Annotated in this window: 13 protein-coding genes and 1 pseudogene; 9 read left to right on the top strand and 5 right to left on the bottom strand. The window is 65.0% G+C overall.

What is annotated here, in order from left to right; all coding sequences use genetic code 11:
• Nucleotides 1–159 precede the first annotated feature (159 nt).
• Nucleotides 160–702, top strand: a complete 543-nt coding sequence (locus A37U_RS0115565; protein ID WP_020497574.1) for a DUF4232 domain-containing protein — start codon at nt 160–162, stop codon at nt 700–702.
• A gap of 564 nt (nt 703–1,266) precedes the next feature.
• Here the strand turns inward: A37U_RS0115565 and A37U_RS0115560 are convergent.
• From A37U_RS0115560 to A37U_RS0115550, 3 genes are all read right to left on the bottom strand, one after another.
• The gene (locus A37U_RS0115560; protein WP_026197259.1) at nt 1,267–1,908 is read right to left on the bottom strand and encodes a carbonic anhydrase; all 642 of its coding nucleotides are present in this window, start codon (nt 1,906–1,908) and stop codon (nt 1,267–1,269) included.
• A gap of 605 nt (nt 1,909–2,513) precedes the next feature.
• The gene (locus A37U_RS0115555; protein WP_020497572.1) at nt 2,514–3,221 is read right to left on the bottom strand and encodes a TMEM175 family protein; all 708 of its coding nucleotides are present in this window, start codon (nt 3,219–3,221) and stop codon (nt 2,514–2,516) included.
• Between the two features lie 779 nt (nt 3,222–4,000).
• Nucleotides 4,001–4,633: a GntR family transcriptional regulator gene (locus tag A37U_RS0115550; RefSeq protein ID WP_169526881.1), complete on the bottom strand. Its 633-nt coding sequence runs from the start codon at nt 4,631–4,633 to the stop codon at nt 4,001–4,003.
• Between the two features lie 208 nt (nt 4,634–4,841).
• On the opposite strand from A37U_RS0115550, the gene car reads away from it, so the two are divergent.
• Together car and A37U_RS0115540 are read left to right on the top strand one after the other, a co-directional pair.
• Complete coding sequence (gene car, locus A37U_RS0115545; RefSeq protein ID WP_020497570.1) at nt 4,842–8,360, top strand: carboxylic acid reductase; 3,519 nt, start codon at nt 4,842–4,844, stop codon at nt 8,358–8,360.
• Between the two features lie 130 nt (nt 8,361–8,490).
• The gene (locus A37U_RS0115540) at nt 8,491–9,054 is read left to right on the top strand and encodes an NUDIX domain-containing protein (RefSeq protein ID WP_020497569.1); all 564 of its coding nucleotides are present in this window, start codon (nt 8,491–8,493) and stop codon (nt 9,052–9,054) included.
• A 296-nt stretch (nt 9,055–9,350) separates the two neighbouring features.
• Here A37U_RS0115540 and A37U_RS0115535 read toward each other — a convergent pair whose 3' ends face one another.
• Nucleotides 9,351–9,968 (bottom strand): TetR/AcrR family transcriptional regulator, encoded by a 618-nt coding sequence (locus A37U_RS0115535; protein WP_020497568.1) that lies wholly within the window; start codon nt 9,966–9,968, stop codon nt 9,351–9,353.
• 163 nt (nt 9,969–10,131) lie between these two features.
• Here A37U_RS0115535 and A37U_RS0115530 point away from each other — a divergent pair, with 163 nt between their 5' ends.
• The 6 genes and pseudogenes from A37U_RS0115530 to A37U_RS53650 all read left to right on the top strand — a co-directional run.
• The gene (locus A37U_RS0115530; RefSeq protein WP_020497567.1) at nt 10,132–11,664 is read left to right on the top strand and encodes an acyl-CoA synthetase; all 1,533 of its coding nucleotides are present in this window, start codon (nt 10,132–10,134) and stop codon (nt 11,662–11,664) included.
• A gap of 54 nt (nt 11,665–11,718) precedes the next feature.
• Nucleotides 11,719–12,711: an LLM class flavin-dependent oxidoreductase gene (locus A37U_RS0115525; RefSeq protein WP_020497566.1), complete on the top strand. Its 993-nt coding sequence runs from the start codon at nt 11,719–11,721 to the stop codon at nt 12,709–12,711.
• A 29-nt stretch (nt 12,712–12,740) separates the two neighbouring features.
• The gene (locus A37U_RS0115520) at nt 12,741–13,496 is read left to right on the top strand and encodes an SDR family NAD(P)-dependent oxidoreductase (RefSeq protein ID WP_020497565.1); all 756 of its coding nucleotides are present in this window, start codon (nt 12,741–12,743) and stop codon (nt 13,494–13,496) included.
• 3 nt (nt 13,497–13,499) lie between these two features.
• Complete coding sequence (locus A37U_RS43920; protein ID WP_040587806.1) at nt 13,500–13,826, top strand: hypothetical protein; 327 nt, start codon at nt 13,500–13,502, stop codon at nt 13,824–13,826.
• 67 nt (nt 13,827–13,893) lie between these two features.
• Nucleotides 13,894–14,637 (top strand): LLM class flavin-dependent oxidoreductase, encoded by a 744-nt coding sequence (locus A37U_RS0115515; protein ID WP_020497564.1) that lies wholly within the window; start codon nt 13,894–13,896, stop codon nt 14,635–14,637.
• Nucleotides 14,638–14,729: 92 nt separating this feature from the next.
• Nucleotides 14,730–15,257: pseudogene (locus tag A37U_RS53650) on the top strand (transposase); the annotation flags it as partial.
• Nucleotides 15,258–15,269: 12 nt separating this feature from the next.
• On the opposite strand, the gene A37U_RS49700 reads toward A37U_RS53650, so the two are convergent.
• Complete coding sequence (locus tag A37U_RS49700) at nt 15,270–16,454, bottom strand: IS30 family transposase (RefSeq protein WP_083933538.1); 1,185 nt, start codon at nt 16,452–16,454, stop codon at nt 15,270–15,272.

The following is a 16,454-nucleotide window of genomic DNA, read 5'->3' as shown; positions in this document are numbered from 1 at the left end:
GTGGACGTGTGGGTGGCGTCGGGGTTGTCTTTTGGCGAGCGGTGTCATGTTTTGGCCTCCTTCCCGTGGGTCTGTGCATCTTTTCCGGTGAGAGATCAATCGTGGTGAGTGGTTCACCGATGGTGGTGCCCTGCTTGGGGTGCCTGGGAAGGGGAAGTCATGAACAGTGTGGTGCGTCGGATGGTGGCCGGGTTCGCGGTGGCCGGGATCGGTGTCGGTGTGCTCGGTGCTACCGCGAGTGCTGCTGAGGCTTCTGGTGCGGGTTTGCTGCCGTGTACTGCGAATCAGTTCACGACCAACCTCGTGCCTGGTGATGCGGGTATGGGGAATCGTTCCGGGGCGATCCAGTTCACCGCGAAGCAGGGTGAGCGTTGTGCGCTTGCCGGGGTGCCGGAGGTCGGGCTGGTGGGTGCGCACAACGTGTTGGTGGACAACGAGGCGGCCGGTGGTGCGCCTGCTGTCGGGATCGCTGATGGCAGTTCTGCTTATGTGCCTTTGCACTGGACAGCGGTCGCCGAGGAGCAGCAGACGCCGAACGCGATCACTTACACCGCTGCGGCGGGGAGTAATCCGCACGGGGATCCGATCGATCCGAACGTGAGCCTGGGCTGGAATCTCGGTGCGGTGGATGCCAATGCGGACAGCCACACCATCGATGTCGGTGCCGTGCACGCGGGGACCGCGCCCACCCCGGAACGCTAGAACACGGGGGAGGGAGTGCCCGCACAAGCACGGACACTCCCTCCCCGCTCCGCAGCTGTCTGTCGGCGGTGGCCGATAGCGGACGGTGATCGCACATGGACGGTGAAACCGTTGCCGACCGGTCCAGTCCCCGCGGTGAACCCGGGCAGGCTCGGGGTTTCCTTCATAACGACTCCCTCGCGGCTCGAGTGGACCGATCGTTGTCGCCCTCGGCGTTCCCGGGCCCTCACCGGCCTCAGCTACGGCGCGCTGCACCACCGCTTACCGGCCACCGGAGAACACACCGGCACGGACTACGCGCACGCTCTGCGGCATCAATCGGAACCGGTCTCGGGTATCCGGCGGAGTGGCTGAATCGCGGTAGGGGACTGTGCCAGCGGCATGCTGGGCTTCGGGGACGGGTGACGGTCCAGTGCTCGCTGCTCGGCTGCTCCTGACCGAACCGGGCAACCTCACCGGCCGGCAGCGCGATCGCCTCGACCAGATCGTCAGTGCTTGCCCGAGATCACCGCTCGACGCAGCCCTGTCGGCGCGCAACGTCGACCACGGCCGACGAAGTCCCGGTCACGATGCGGAATCCGCGGCGACGTCGAGTCCACGAGCCGCAACCACGTCGGCGCGCCCGTCAACCAGGCGATAACACAACCCGACAACGGCGGCCCGGCCTGCATCGACCCGCTCGGCGAGCACCCGGGAGCGATCCAACAGCAGATCCACCGTGTGCCGGACGTGCTCAGCCAAGATCTCATCGGCCTCCACACGGCCGGCGGCCCGCGCCGCGAGCACGCTGGGGGTCACCCGCTCGACGACATCCCGGATGTAACCGGACGGCGCCATTCCGTCCTCGAGTACCGCGCACGCTGCCCCCACCGCACCGCACGAGTCATGGCCGAGGACTATCACCAACGGACAGTCCAGCACGTCCACCCCGAACTCGATACTGCCCAGAACTTCCGCGCCGATCACGTGGCCCGCGGTGCGCACCACGAACAGGTCTCCCAGACCACGATCAAGGATGATCTCGGCGGCCAACCGGGAGTCGGAGCAGCCGAACAGCACGGCAAACGGACGCTGACTAGGCGCGATCTCGGTGCGGCGTGCTGCGTCCTGGTTCGGATGTTCCGGAGTACCTGCGACGAAGCGTTGGTTACCAGCCAGGAGCAGCTCAAAGGCTTCAGCGGGTCCCGGGGTTTGGATCTCGGCCATGGCCGCAGCCTAAACCAGACGCTCGCCGCACAGCAGATCGCTGGCACATCCGGGCTGCTGGAGACTACCGGCGCCTTTCGGCGCGGAAAACGGGTACGTGATCTCCTCCGGTCGAACCGTACCGACCAGACCCGACCGCGGGGCGCCTGCAGGGATCTGCGACAGCTGAGTTCGCTCGCCGCCGAGCAGCCGCGGAAGGCTGCGCCGGAGCCCTATCCGAAGGAGTGTCGAAGACGGGCCAACCGACCGCCATCATTGGTCTACCCCGAAGACCTCGCACGACGACAAGACCACCGACCAGCTGAAGTGCACCGCCACCCTGATCGGGTCGGTCACGCCGGAAGCTCAGCAGCCAGCCCGCAGCGCTCGCCCCGACCCGTCAGCGCAAGAACCCACGCCGACGGCAAGTACAGCACGGGAGGTCGCGATGTCCGGAACCTCTCCTGTTCCCATCCTCGAGGCGCCCCAACAAGGCATTATCCGAACCTACGTCTTCAGGTCAGCGGCTATCCGGTCGCTGTGAACGTTCCGCACGCCGGGATCCGAAGTGACGGCTGTCGGCAGTGACGGTGACCGAGTACCGGTGAGCCGGGATGCTGACCGTCTCAATGATCGGCGGGCCTGCTGAGCCGGCTGGTGAAGCGCATTCGCCCCGGCAGGATGAGCAGCAGCAGGCTCCAGTACTGGAGCACGGGCACTGCCAGGGCGATGATGAACGCGAGGACCACGGCAAGGACGTTGACGTAACCGTCGGTATGAAGGTGTGCGATCCTTCGGCGGGTCGCTTCGCCTTCCCCCTCGACCATCCCCGGATTGCTCTTCAGGACCTTCAACATGGCCAGCCGGCACACCACGCCGGCCAGGAGCACCGCGTAGTAGAACGCCGCCACGAACCGGTCATGGCCGCCGAAAGCACCGATCATCTCCGTCGGGAGGGGCATCACGACGACGGACAGCAGCCACCCCGTGTTCCACATCATCAGGGCGCGGGTGGTCTTCGTGACCGTTGAGAAGGTCCGGTGGTGTTCCCGCCAGATGTTGGCGATGACCGTGAAGCTGAGCAGGAAGCTCCAGATCTGGCTGAGGTGGCCGGTGATCACGTCGCTGGCGGGCCGATGGGCGGACGCGACTTCCGGGACGAGGTCCACCAGTGGGAGGACCAGCAGGGTAATGGAGATCGCGGTCACCGCGTCGGTGAACAGCACCAGGCGCTCGCCTGAGGCACCTCCCTCGAGCCTGTCCGACGCGGGAACCGATGGCTCTGCCGGTTCGCCGCCTCCCGTCCCGGTCTCGTCGACGCCACTGCCACCCATGCGTGTGCACCTCACCTGTGTCGTGTCCGCCGCGCCCGCTTTCGCTACCGGATTCTGCGGGTCGTGGACGTTCCAAGAAACCGCGTGGACGCCACCGATGGCGCCCGCGGGAAGTTGGCTGGCCCCAGTTGCTGGTCCCTGCGCAGGATCGTCTTGTCGCAGCGCGGGTGATTGGAGCGTTCAGAGTATCAATCGGTGTAGGGGCCTCGACCCGCACAACATCCTTATCCATTGAACTGCAGTTTTGCCTGTCATCTCCGAGAGGCGAAGTTCGTCGACATGGGAGGCAGCCCGGTTTCATCCTCGGCTGCACGACTGCGGCCGAGGTGCCGTCGCAGATGAGAGAGTGCAGCCGGATTTGAGACCCTGCAAGACAGCTGGGGTGGTCCTCGACTCCGGCCGAGGTGACCTCAGCACTCGGTGGCGGCTGCCTGTACTTCGGCGAGTGTTTGCCGTGCCAGCGCGCCGAATTCCTTACTGTTGTCCGGTTCGATCCACTGGTCGTGGGCAAATCAAGGGAATCACCTGCGCGAAGACTGTTCCGGCCGCTGCTCGGTAATCCCGACGATCGGCCCGGTGTGTCGATCGGCTGAATCCGGGCTGGTTACCGCGGCAAGGGCGGAGACTGGCGGTCGTGGTCGTGGCCGCGATTGCGGCGCATGGCGCACAGGACGTCACAGCGCCGCCGGGAAGGCAGATGAGTGCGGGTCACGTTTCTGGTGACTGTCGACGGTGCCGGACCGGCGTGTCCGTTCGCTGATTCTCGCGGCATGTCGAAGTCAGCCGGACGCGTCCTTGGGAAGGGCCGTCACCTGTTCTTTGGCGCTGCGGATGTGAGTCCGCATGGCGATTTCGGCCTGTTGCGGATCGGCTTGTCTGATTGCTTCGACTACTGCGAGATGTTCGGCCAGCGAGGTTTCGCCGAGGTCTTGGGCACCGTCGAGTCGGGTGTGACGTAGCTGAAAGCTGAAGGTCAGGATGTGCAGGTTGGTGACCAGTTCGGTCAGCCGCGGGTTATCGGCGATGGCCAGGATCGTTTCGTGGAGTCGTGCGGCGTCGTCGATTCGCTGGTTGGCGCTGCCGCCGGCTGCATCCCTGTGTTCGCGATCGATGGCTGCCGTCAGTGACTCCGCGTTCCCGGGTTGGGTGATGTTGATCGCTGCCAGGCGAGCGGCAAGTCCTTCGAGGACCTCGCTGAGGTCATAGAGCTGGGCTACCTCCGTGTGGGTCCGGCGGCGGATCGACGCGCCGCGGTGCGGTTCGACTTGCACCAGACCTTCGCTGGCCAGGTAGGCGAATGCCTCGCGCAGTGAGTTGCGTCCGACACCGATCTCCGTGACAAGGTCGGTCTCCACCAGTCGTTGCCCGGGGACATAGCGACCTTTGCGGATTCCTTCGCGCAGGGCGGCCACTGCCAGCTGGGTGCCGGTGAGCCGATTGCCGGAACTGTCCGTGCGCCAGCTCTCGGCCTGCCCGGAGTGGTCGGTGGACCCCTGGACCACGTGTCCTCCTCTGCCTGGTCGATCTACCTCCACAGCGTCTCAACCACCCTAGGCCTGGTTGATCGTTCCATCAAATCATCCTACAATTTCATCCGATGCGAATTGTCCTAGGAGGGAGATGGCTGTGCCGAGCGATACCCGAGAGGAGCGGCTGGCGCGTCGAGTCGCCGAGCTGTACGCCACGGATCAGCAGTTCGCTGCTGCCCAGCCCGACATGACCGTGAGCAACATGGTCGAGCGGGCCGGGTCGCGACTACCCGAGATCGTTTCGACGCTGCTGAAGGGCTACGCGCAGCGCCCCGCGCTTGGCCAGCGTGCGGTCCGCTTCGCCGAGGATCCGGCCACGGGGCGGACGAGGGCAGAACTGTTGCCCCGATTCGAGACCATCACCTATCAGCAGCTGGCCGACCGGGTCGGCGCGGTGGCTGCCGCCTTGGCCAGTGACCCGATAGCGCCCGGCGACCGGGTCTGCGTTCTGGGTTTCACGAGTGTCGACTACGCGATCGTCGATCTGGCATTGCTTGCGCTGAACGCGGTGTCGGTGCCGCTGCAGGCAAGTGCGGCGGCGGCTGCGTTGCGGCCGGTTGTTGCCGAGACCGAGCCGACCGTGATCGCCACAAGTGTGGATTATCTGTCTGTGGCCGTCGGGCTGGTGTCGGCTGGGTCTGTACCTGTGCGGCTGGTCGTTTTCGACTACTACCCACAGGTCGATGATCACCGCGAGGCGGTCGAAGCAGCGCGGGCACGTTTGGCCGACACGGGCAGCCCGGTGGTCGTCGAGCTTCTTGCTGATCTGCTGGAGCGCGGCACGACACGGCCGGCATCGGTGATCGAGTCCGAGGCGGACAACCCGCTGGCACTGTTGATCTACACCTCGGGCAGCACCGGGAGGCCCAAAGGCGCGATGTATCGCCAAGACTTGGTCGCCCTCATCTGGCGCAGCTCCGCTCTGACAGCCAGGGTAAGGGAGCGCGTTGTTCCTTCGATCACGTTGAACTTCAGACCGATGAGCCACGTTGTCGGTCGGGCGGCGCTCTACGGCACGCTCGGCACCGGTGGCACCGCCTACTTTGCGGCCACTCGCGATCTTTCCACATTTTTCGAAGACCTCGCGCTGGTACGACCCACGCGGTTGGATTTCGTGCCGCGAGTCTGGGAAATGCTCTACGACGAGTACCGGCGCGAGGTGACCGCGCGGTCTGTCCCAGGAGGCGACCGCGCGGCGGTCGAAGCGCAGGTGATGGCCGAGCAGCGGCAGAGTCTGCTGGGCGGACGGTACGTGTCGGCGTCGACCGGTTCCGCACCGATGTCGGCGGAGCTGAGAGCATGGGTCGAGTCCTTCTCGGATCTGCATCTGGCCGACACCTTCGGCCTGACCGAATCGGTTCTGGTGCTGATCGACGGTCGCGTACAGCGTCCACCGGTGATCGACTACAAGCTGGTCGACGTTCCCGAACTGGGCTATTTCGGCAGCGACCGGCCGCATCCGCGTGGCGAACTGGCCGTCAAGTCGGCCACTCAGTTCGCCGGCTACTACAAGCGACCGGAACTCACCGCCGAGGTTTTCGATTCGGACGGCTACTACCTGACCGGTGACATCATGGCCGAAGTAGGCCCCGATCAGCTCACCTACATCGGCCGCCGCAATAACGTACTGAAACTCGCACAAGGCGAATTCATCACCGCCGCCAAGCTGGAGGCGACATTCGGTGGCAGTCCGCTGGTGCGCCAAGTCTACGTCTATGCCAACAGTGAGCGCTCCTATCCACTCGCCGTTGTCGTACCCACCGAGAATGCGCTGCAGCAGCATGACGTGGATTCGCTCAAGCCGCTGATCAATGAGTCGCTGCGGGATATCGCCAAGGTCGCCGAACTGCAATCTCATGAAATTCCGCGCGACATCCTCATCGAGACAAGCCCGTTCACCGCGGACAACGGGCTGTTGACCGACCTCGGCAAGCCGGCGCAGAAAAAGCTCCAGCAGTGCTACGGGGCGCGCCTGGAACAGCGCTACAGCGAACTGGCCGAAGAACAGGCCAAAAAGCTGCGGGCACTGCGTGATAGTGCCGCCGGCCGACCGGTGCTGGACACCGTCCGCCGAGCCGCGTCTGCTGTGCTCGGCGCGGATGGCGCCGATCCGCGGCCCGATGCGCATTTCGCCGAGCTGGGTGGAGACTCGTTGTCGGCGTTGACATTCGGCAACCTGCTGCGCGAGACCTTCGATGTCGACGTGCCAGTGGGTGTCATCGTCAGCCCGGCCACCGACCTGGCCGCGCTCGCCGCGTACATCGAGGAACAACGCGAGGGCTCCAGGCGGCCGAGCTTCGCCACCGTGCATGGCCGCGGCGCCACCACGGTGCACGCCGGTGACCTCACGCTGGACACCTTCCTCGACGCTGACACGCTGGCAGCCGCGCCGTCCCTGCCCAAGGCGGCGACCGAGGTGCGCACAGTGCTGTTGACCGGCGCGACCGGATTTCTCGGCCGCTACCTGGCGCTGGATTGGCTGAAGCGGATGGACCTGGTGGGCGGCAAGGTGATTGCCTTGGTGCGTGCCAAATCCGATGAAGAAGCCGGCGCCCGGCTGGATGAGGTATTCGACAGCGGTGACCCCGAACTGCTCGAGTACTACCGCAAACTCGCCGCCGACCACCTCGAGGTCATCGCCGGTGACAAGGGCGAAGCCGATCTGGGCCTCGACGAAGCGAACTGGTGGCGTCTGGCCGACACCGTCGATGTGATCGTCGACCCGGCCGCGCTGGTCAACCACCTGCTGCCCTACAGCGAGCTGTTCGGTCCGAACACGCTCGGCACCGCCGAGCTGATCAAGCTCGCGCTGACGACCAAGATCAAGCCCTACACCTATGTGTCGACGATCGGGGTGGGCGATCAGATCGAAGCGGGCAAGTTCGTCGAGCACGCCGACATCCGCCGGGCCAGTGCCACCCGCGCGGTCAACGACAGCTACGCCAATGGTTACGGCAACAGCAAATGGGCCGCCGAAGTGTTGCTGCGGGAGGCCAGCGACCTGTGCGGGCTGCCGGTGACCGTGTTCCGCTGCGGCATGATCCTGGCCGACACCAGCTACGCCGGGCAACTCAATCTGCCGGACATGGTTACCCGGATGCTGCTGTCCCTGGTCGCGACGGGTATCGCGCCCGGCTCGTTCTATGAGGTGGACGCCGGGGGCAACCGGCAATATGCGCACTTCGACGGCCTTCCGGTCGAGTTCATCGCCGAGGCCATCACCACCCTGGCCGCCGCCGGCGGCGGCGAGTTCGCTACCTACCACGTCATGAACCCGCACGACGACGGCCTTGGCATGGACGAGTTCACCGACTGGCTGATCGAAGCCCGCTACGAGATCACCCGGGTCGCTGACTACGACGAATGGTTGCAGCGCTTCGACACCACCTTGCGGGCGCTGCCGGAAAAGCAGCGCCAGGCCTCGCTGCTGCCGCTACTACACAACTACCGCAAGCCGCAGACTCCCATCAACGGGTCGCTGGCACCCACCGATCGATTCCGTGCTGCGGTACAAGAATCGAAAATCGGTCCGGCCAATGACATTCCGCACGTCTCACGGCCGATCATCATCAAGTACGTCACCGACCTCCAACTGCTCGGGCTGCTGTGAAGCCGGCCGTTTACCGATGAGACCGGAAGTAAGCCGACTCGGGTAGGCAAGATTGCCTTGGTAAGCAAGGAAGTCGGCTTACTGTTTTTGCCCTAGAAGTGGTCGCAGCGGTGGGTCGTACACTGCTGAAGTGGACGTGTTGCCGTTTGACTATTACGTGGCCTCGCTGAATCGGAAACGAAATTCGGCTGCCGCGGTGTTCTACGACGCCGACGGCCGTGTTCTGCTGGTCGAACCGACCCACAAGCCACATCTCGACCTACCTGGTGGCGCGGTTGAAGCTGACGAACCACCCTGGCAGGCCGTTGCACGCGAAGTTTATGAAGAACTCGGGCTGCGGCGAACCTTCGCGGCACCAGTGGTCATCGACTACACGCCGACCAACGAACGCCTCTCCGAGGGTTTCGTGTGGGTCTTCGATGGTGGCTCCGTCACCGAGTCTCAGGCCAAGGCACTGGAGCTGACCGACCCCGAGATCGGCTCAGTTGCCCTGCATCACCTTGACGAGGTGACCGACCGGACAAAGCCGGACCTCGTCGGGCGAATCACGGTCGCGCTCGAAGTCGTGAACACCGGCGGGTTCGCGCTCTGCGGGACGATCATCAGGTACGTGTCGCGCACCGGGATCCGTATCCCCATCAGCAGCCGGCGAGGGGATTGGTGCCTTCCGCGAGGCAGGCCGCTGCGAGGGTGAGCGAGTAACGGTGGTGGGTGGGGAGGGCCGCGGTGGCCGGTGCCGTGCTTGGGTTCGGTCGACGGTTGTGCGGGCGGGATTTCGCCTGTGCGTGACCGCATCAACGGCCGCTACGGCTCTCACGGCGGCGTCGCTCCCTTCGGTGGTGCCCATGGTGAACATCACCGAAGCGGCCTTGCCGGGCGGCGGACACGGCCCTTTTCCCTTCTGTGCCACGGATCATTGCCGACCGGCCGGTGCCGACATCCAGGGAACACCCGTGAAACTGTCTGTCCATTTAGGACAGTCTCATGTGGTCAGTCGATTAGGCGGGGGAGAAGCGTGCGGATACCGTTCCGGAGGTCGTCCTGCGCCGTTTCGGTACCGGCGAGATGCCGCAACAACGCCTGCTGAAAAAGGCCGTCGAACAGGGCATAGGCATCCGCCGGGGAACAGGACGGCGTGCCCCCGCTGAGATCGGCGTATGCGCGGACGTTGCGCCAGAGCATCTGCTGCAGGCTCTCGTCGATCTCGGCGACCTCCTCCCGGAAGGTGTCCTCGAACATCGACTGTATCCGGAGGTCGTACCAGAGCCGGTGCATGAGCGGGGCGTCGCCGAGTGCGTCGGCCAGTCCGTCGCCGCAGGCGATGGCGAGCTGCTCGGGGGTGGACGCTTCGGCGACGAGACCGTCATAGCGTTCCACGCAGGCGGCCTTGTACCGCTGTACGCAGTAGGTGATCAGGTCGATCTTGTCGGCGAAGTAGTAATGCAGCAGGCCGTGCGAGAACTCGGTGTGCTCGGCGATCGTACGAAGGCTGGTGCGCGCATAGCCGAGATCGGCGAGAGCGAGGAGCGCCGCGTCGGCGAGCTCGCGACGGCGCTGGTCGAACTTGCTGACGCGGGATCGGCGCCGGACGGTAGCTGCGCTGGTCATGACGTCAGACTAGCAACTCGACAATCATCTTGTCAGTCGTCCAAAAAAGTCTTGACAATCGTCCGAAGACGCGCGAGGCTACGCCCCGTGAATAGGTGACGTCCGATCGGAACCGGTTCGGGCCGGTCGTCGCGGCGCGCCACTGATCAACACGGAGACAACGGTGTCGCTGACCTTCTATCTGGACAAAGGCGCCTCCCTGGCCCCCGCGGCGCCATGCCTGAGCCTGGACGGGGTTTCGCGGTCCTACGCCGAGGTCGTCGAGCTCACCCATGAGGTGGCGCGGGCGTTGCGGCGTTCTGGCGTCGCGCCGGGGGACAAGGTCGGCGTCCTTTCCGCCAATGACGCGACCGCGTTCGCGTGCGTGTTCGGCGTCGCCAGGGCGGGTGCGGTGTGGTGCCCGATCAATCCGCGCAACGCCGCGGGGGAAAACGCGGAACTGCTCGATCTGTTCGACTGCTCCACACTGATCTTCCAGCCCGCATTCGACGAACTCGTCGGGCGGATCGCTCCGGATCTTCCGAAACTGACCACGCTCGTCCGGCTCGGTGCGGGCGATGATCTCGCACTGGGTTTCCACGCCTGGCTGGACGAAGCCCGAAACGATCCGCCCGCCGAGGCCGACCCTCCCGACGACATCGTGGCCCTCGTGGGCACAGGCGGCACGACGGGACGCCCCAAGGCAGTGATGCTCACTGACCGCAATCTCGAGGCGATGTCGGCGATCACACTGATGCGGTATCCCTTCGACGGACGCCCGGTGTATCTGGCCCAGGCTCCACTGACTCATGCGGCGGGCGTGCTGTGCCTGCCGATCTTCGCCAGTGGCGGGGAAGTGGTGGTCATGGTGAAGCCCGATGTCGGCCGGTTCCTGGAACTGATCGAGCGTCACCGGGTCACGCACACCTTCCTGCCACCGACGCTGATCTATATGGTGCTCGGCCATCCAGCGCTGGAGCACGCTGATCTGTCTTCTCTGCAGTGTTTCTGGTACGGCGCGGCACCGATGTCGGTTTCCCGGCTGACTGAAGCGCTCGAGCGCATCGGGCCGATGGCGCAACTTTTCGGCCAGTCCGAGGCGCCGATGATGATCTCCACGATGTCACCTGCCGAGCACCGTTTACCGGACGGCACCGTCCACACTCGACGTTTGTCGTCCGCCGGAAGGCCATCGCCGTTGGTCACCGTCGGAATCCTCGATGAGCAGGGACGGCCGGTCCCGAGCGGTGATCGGGGGGAAATCTGCGTCCGCGGTTCGCTGGTCATGGCGGGCTACTACGGCAATCCCGAGGCCACCGTCGAAGCCTCGGCGGGTGGCTGGCACCACACCGGCGACATCGGATTCCTCGACGAGGAAGGATTTCTGCATATCGTCGACCGTGCCAAGGACATGGTGATCACCGGCGGGTTCAACGTCTACTCCGCCGAGGTGGAGCAGGCGCTGATGGCGCACGGGGCGGTCCGGGACTGCGCCGTAGTCGGTCTGCCCGATGAGAAGTGGGGCGAACGGGTAGCCGCAGTTGTCCAATTGCAGCCCGATGCCACGGTCGACACCGACGAACTGATCGCGTTCGTCAAGGAACAGATCGGCAGCGTCAAGGCACCCAAACAGATCGACGTGTGGCCGGATCTGCCCCGCTCCACTATCGGCAAAGTACTCAAGAACGAGGTCCGCTCGACACTCGCCGGCGGCTGAGCCGGATCGGTCCGACAGATCAGAACGACAACACAGCAAGGAGGCTGTTCCACCATGAAGCTCGCGCTCTACCTGCCGAATTTCCGTGACAAGGTAACGGTTCCGGAACTCGAGGAACTCACCGATCTCGCCGAGGAACTCGATTTCGACTCCGTGTGGTCGCTCGACCGGATCATCGTCCCCGAGGCATCCGACCGCAACGAGATGCAGCACTCCTTCGGCATGATGGAGGGAATGCCCAAGCAACTTCCGGTGACAGCACGGGGTGAATTCCTCCAGGGCATGCCGCTGCTTCCGTGGCTGGCCGCGAAAACCTCCAAAGTGCGGATCGGTATGAGCATCATCGACACGCCCTTCCGCTCGCCCGGCGTGCTCGCCGCGGAACTCGCCACCATCGACCAGCTCGCCGGTGGCAGGCTCAACGTGGGTGTCGGTTCCGGGTGGATGCCGGAGGAGTTCGCGGCTGCAAGCGTTCCGCACATCTTCCCCAAGCGGCACAAGCACGTGCGGGAAACTCTGGAGATCATGCAGGGCATCTGGACCAACGATGTCTTCGAATACCACGGTGAGTTCGCCGATTTCGAGAGCAGCGGATTCGGTGCTAAGCCGGTGCAGCAACCGCATCCGCCCATCTTTTTCAGCGGGCTCAGGGATCCGAAGCGTTCGGCGAGCCGTATCGCCAAGTACGGTCTCTCCGGCTGGATCGGTATCCAGGATTCGCCGGAGGACATCCAGCGCTGGCGCGGTGAGATCGCTCGCGAACTCGGCGAACTCGACACTTCCCGCACGGTCGACGATCTGGAGATCTGCAGCATGATCTGGTTCGTCATCACCGATCAGGAGATGGACCAGACCGCGAACGGCAAGCTCACCAACCTGTTCGCCGGAACGGCCGGGCAGCTCACCGATATTCTCAAGCGCTACAAGGAAGCAGGCCTGACGATGCCGTTCCTGTGGCCTCCGTTCGCCGACGTGCCGGTGGCCAAGACGCTCGACGATATGAAGCGGCTCAAAGAAGAAATCATGCCCAAGATCGACGCCATGTGACGGTCTCCGAAACAAGCGAGAGGAACAATATGTCCGAGCTCCAGGGAAAGCGCGTCTTCGTCACCGGATCCGGTGCCGGGATCGGCAAGGCTATCGCGGCCCTGTTCGTGCAACGCGGTGCCCAGGTCGTAGTCAGCGACGTCAACGCCGATTCGGCCGAGCGATCGGCCGGGGAGATCGGTGCCGCGGGCGTGGCCAATTGCGACGTCACCGACGAGGGACAGGTGGAGGCCGCCGTGCAGCAGGCGGTGGACCTGCTCGGCGGACTCGACGTCCTGGTCAACAACGCGGGGGTCGAGATCGCTTCGCCGCTGTTGCAGCAGTCGACGGAAAGCTTCGACAAGATCTTCGCGGTCAACGTGCGCGGCACGTTCGTGACGATGAAGGCGGCCACCCCGCACCTGGTCGCTTCCCAGGGGAACATCGTCAACATGGCCTCGATCGCCGGAGTCGGCGGCAGCCCGCTGCTCGGCTCCTACTGCGCAACGAAAGCCGCGGTCATCCAGATGACCCGGGTCGCCGCGGTGGAGATGCGGCCCACCGGCGTGCGGGTGAACGCGGTCTGCCCGGGCTTCGCCGACACCGCCATGGTCGACCGCCTCAAGCCCGACTTCGAAGCCGCGACCCAGATGCCCTTCGGTGACCTCGTCGCCGCGAAGCAGGGCAGGCTCGGCACCCCAGAAGACATCGCGGAAGTCGCCGCGTTCCTCGCGTCCGACCGGGCGGCATGGGTCACCGGCAGCCACTACGTCCTTGACGGCGGACTCACCGCATCGCTCGTCTGACGGGTGTTCGTCCTCGGGGCCCGCTTCGCCGGATGGCCGAGCAGGTCCCGAGGACGATGCGACAGGTCGCTACGGTCCCGCCCTGGGGAGCGCAGCCCGCAACGTGAACTCCGAGACAGGCGCTCAACGCGGCAGGATGCCCTCGACCACGGCACCTTCGCCGGGAGTGCTGGTGACCGTCAGTCGCACGCCCATCTCGAGGTTCCGGTCAAGAACCTGCTTGCGGGCACAGAACCGGCGCAGGCCGCGGACCTCGCCTCCGTCGACGATCCGGACGCACTGCGCTGGTATGCCCGCTTCGCCGCGGACCGGTTCGTCTCGGCACGCTGATTCAATTCGGCACGTTGGCCGCCCTGTGCGGGAACGGTACTGTCGCCGCACGGGGAAGGGAGAGCACATGCGGTTGGGTGCGACACTCGCTCACCTGGCCCCGGGGCCGCCGATCGCGATCGCCGAATGGGCGAAGCGCCTCGCAGGCGAAGGTTTCGAGAGCTTGTGGACACCCCAGGTGATCGGACGCGGCATCCTGGTCCCTGATCCGTTCGTGAGCCTGGCGGCCGCGACGACGGCCACCGAACACGTGGAGGTCGGCACAGCCACCCTGCAGGTACCGCTGCACCATCCCGCCGACCTCGCCCACCGGATCCTGTCGCTCATGACCGTGTGCGGCGACCGCTTGACACTCGGCCTCAGTCCCGGATCGGACGAGACCGACTACGCCGTCTTCGACCGGGACCATTCCGCGCGATTCCGAACCTTCGACGAGAACCTGCCGCGACTGCGTCACTTGCTTGCTCATGGGCGGGACAGCGATGCCGACCTCGCCCCGGCGGGCGGCACGCCACCGGTTCTGCTCGGTTCCTGGGGCGCCAAGGTCGAGCGGGCGGCCCGGGAGTTCGACGGCTGGCTGGTGTCGGCTCACCGCCGCAGCACCGATCAGATCATCGCCGCGCACGAACGGTACCGGGCCGCCGGGGGCACCCGAGCGATCGTCTGTGCCGTCCCGCTGTCCGGACCCGGCGATCTCGGCCCCACCGGTGAGGTGCTCCAGCGCTACGCGGAAGCCGGCTTCGACGACGCCGTCGTCCTGATCGGACCGGACGGGCCGGCTCCAGCACAGGTGCGGGCCCTGTTTCCCTGAGCTGGGACTGTTTCAAGATCGGTGTTTTCGGCCCTGAACACGCCGGGCGTGGTCCGGCGGGATGGGCACGATGTGTGATGACACTGGACGCTATGACGACCAGGAAATCGGGTAAAGAGCCGGCGAAGACGTTGTCGGCGCAGGAGCAGTTGGCGGTGACGATGGTCGCCCAGGCGCAGGAGCAGGGCCTCGCTCTGACCGGCCCGGATGGGTTGCTGAAGCAGTTGACGAAGACGGTGCTGGAGACCGCGCTGAACGCGGAGATGACTGAGCACCTCGGCCATGACAAGCACCAGGATGAGCCGGGCCGTGAGGGCACGAATGTCCGTAACGGGGTCCGGTCGAAGACGGTGGTGTCGGATGCTGTGGGTGAGGTGCAGGTCGCGGTACCGCGGGATCGTGAGGGTTCGTTTGACCCGGTTATTGTGCGCAAGCGGCAGCGCCGGTTGAGGAATGTGGACGAAGTGGTCCTTTCTTTGTATGCGAAAGGGTTGACGACCGGGGAGATTTCGGCGCATTTCGCAGAGATCTATGGTGCCTCGGTGTCGAAGGAGACGGTGTCACGGATTACCGACAGCGTGATCGGTGAGATGGCCGAGTGGCAGAATCGTCCTCTTGATTCGGGGCGGTTTCTAACGATCGTTGCGAATCAGTGTTGCTTGACGACGCCGCCATTGTTGCATGAGCTGCTGCGGGGTTCTATCGCCGAGGCAGAGACGTGGCCGCTCGTTGAGCTCGGCGGCGACGCGAGTGAGGTAGTTGCCGGACCAGGTGTTGAGGTCTGTCCCTTTAGGAAGGTACTGGCGTAGCAGGCCATTGGTGTTCTCGTTGCTGCCACGTTGCCAGGGCGAGTGCGGATCAGCGAAGTAGATCCTCAGTCCGGTAGCTCTTTCGATCCGCTGGTGATGGAACATCTCGTTGCCTTGGTCCCAGGTCAAACTCCGCTGCAGTCCAGGCGGTAGCGTTCTGAATGCGGCGATGAGAGCGTCTCCGACTGCGCGGGCGGAGTGGTCCCGCTCGAGCGGGACCAGCAGCGTGAATCGGGTCTTGCGTTCCACCAGCGTCGCGATCGCGGACCGCTGACCGGCACCAACAAGCAAGTCCCCTTCCCAGTGGCCAGCCTGTCGGCGGGTCTGCGCACTGATCGGTCTGGTGTGGATCGAACGCATCTTCGTCGACTGTTTCAGCGCACCGTCGCGGGACCGGCCACGGCCCCGTCGGTGCCGATAGGTTCGACCCGTGCGTAACGTTGTCATGCTGACGACGGTGATCAGTCCGCGGTAGATGGCTTCGTAGATTGTCTCGGTGCACACATGCCAGGCGGTGCGGCGTGGGAATCGCCGCCGTAGCCATCGGCCGATTTGGCCTGGTGACCAGTGCCGGGCCAGTTTCGCGGCCACGGCCTCGCGTAGCTCCGCGTCGGCGGCGAACTGTCGAGTTCGGGGCCGACGGCGACGCAGATAAGCCTGGTTGTGCGCATACCACGGCTGATATCGGCCATCCGGCTTACGGTTGCGTGCGATCTCCCGATACACGGTCTGATGGCTCTTCCCGATCCGCCCCGCGATCGTCTTGACGGGCTCGTTGCGAGCCAGCCCGTCGGCGATCTCGATGCGGTCGTCCTGTGTGAGATAGCGCCGCGAGATCGGCTTCTCGATCATGTTCCCGCGACCAGCGTCGATGAACCACAACGACCCACAGCTCAACGACACACCAACCCGCTCCGACGCCGCCGCGCCGCTCATCCCCGTCCGGATCAGCTCAAAGTAGCGGCGCTTGATCCCCTGCGGCATCCTGTTCCACGCGTACTTCGACAC

The sequence above is a fragment of the Sciscionella marina DSM 45152 genome (assembly GCF_000379465.1).
GTDB lineage: Bacteria > Actinomycetota > Actinomycetes > Mycobacteriales > Pseudonocardiaceae > Sciscionella > Sciscionella marina.
Note: the sequence above shows the minus strand (reverse complement) of the source record. Positions and strands in the feature narration are given on the sequence as shown.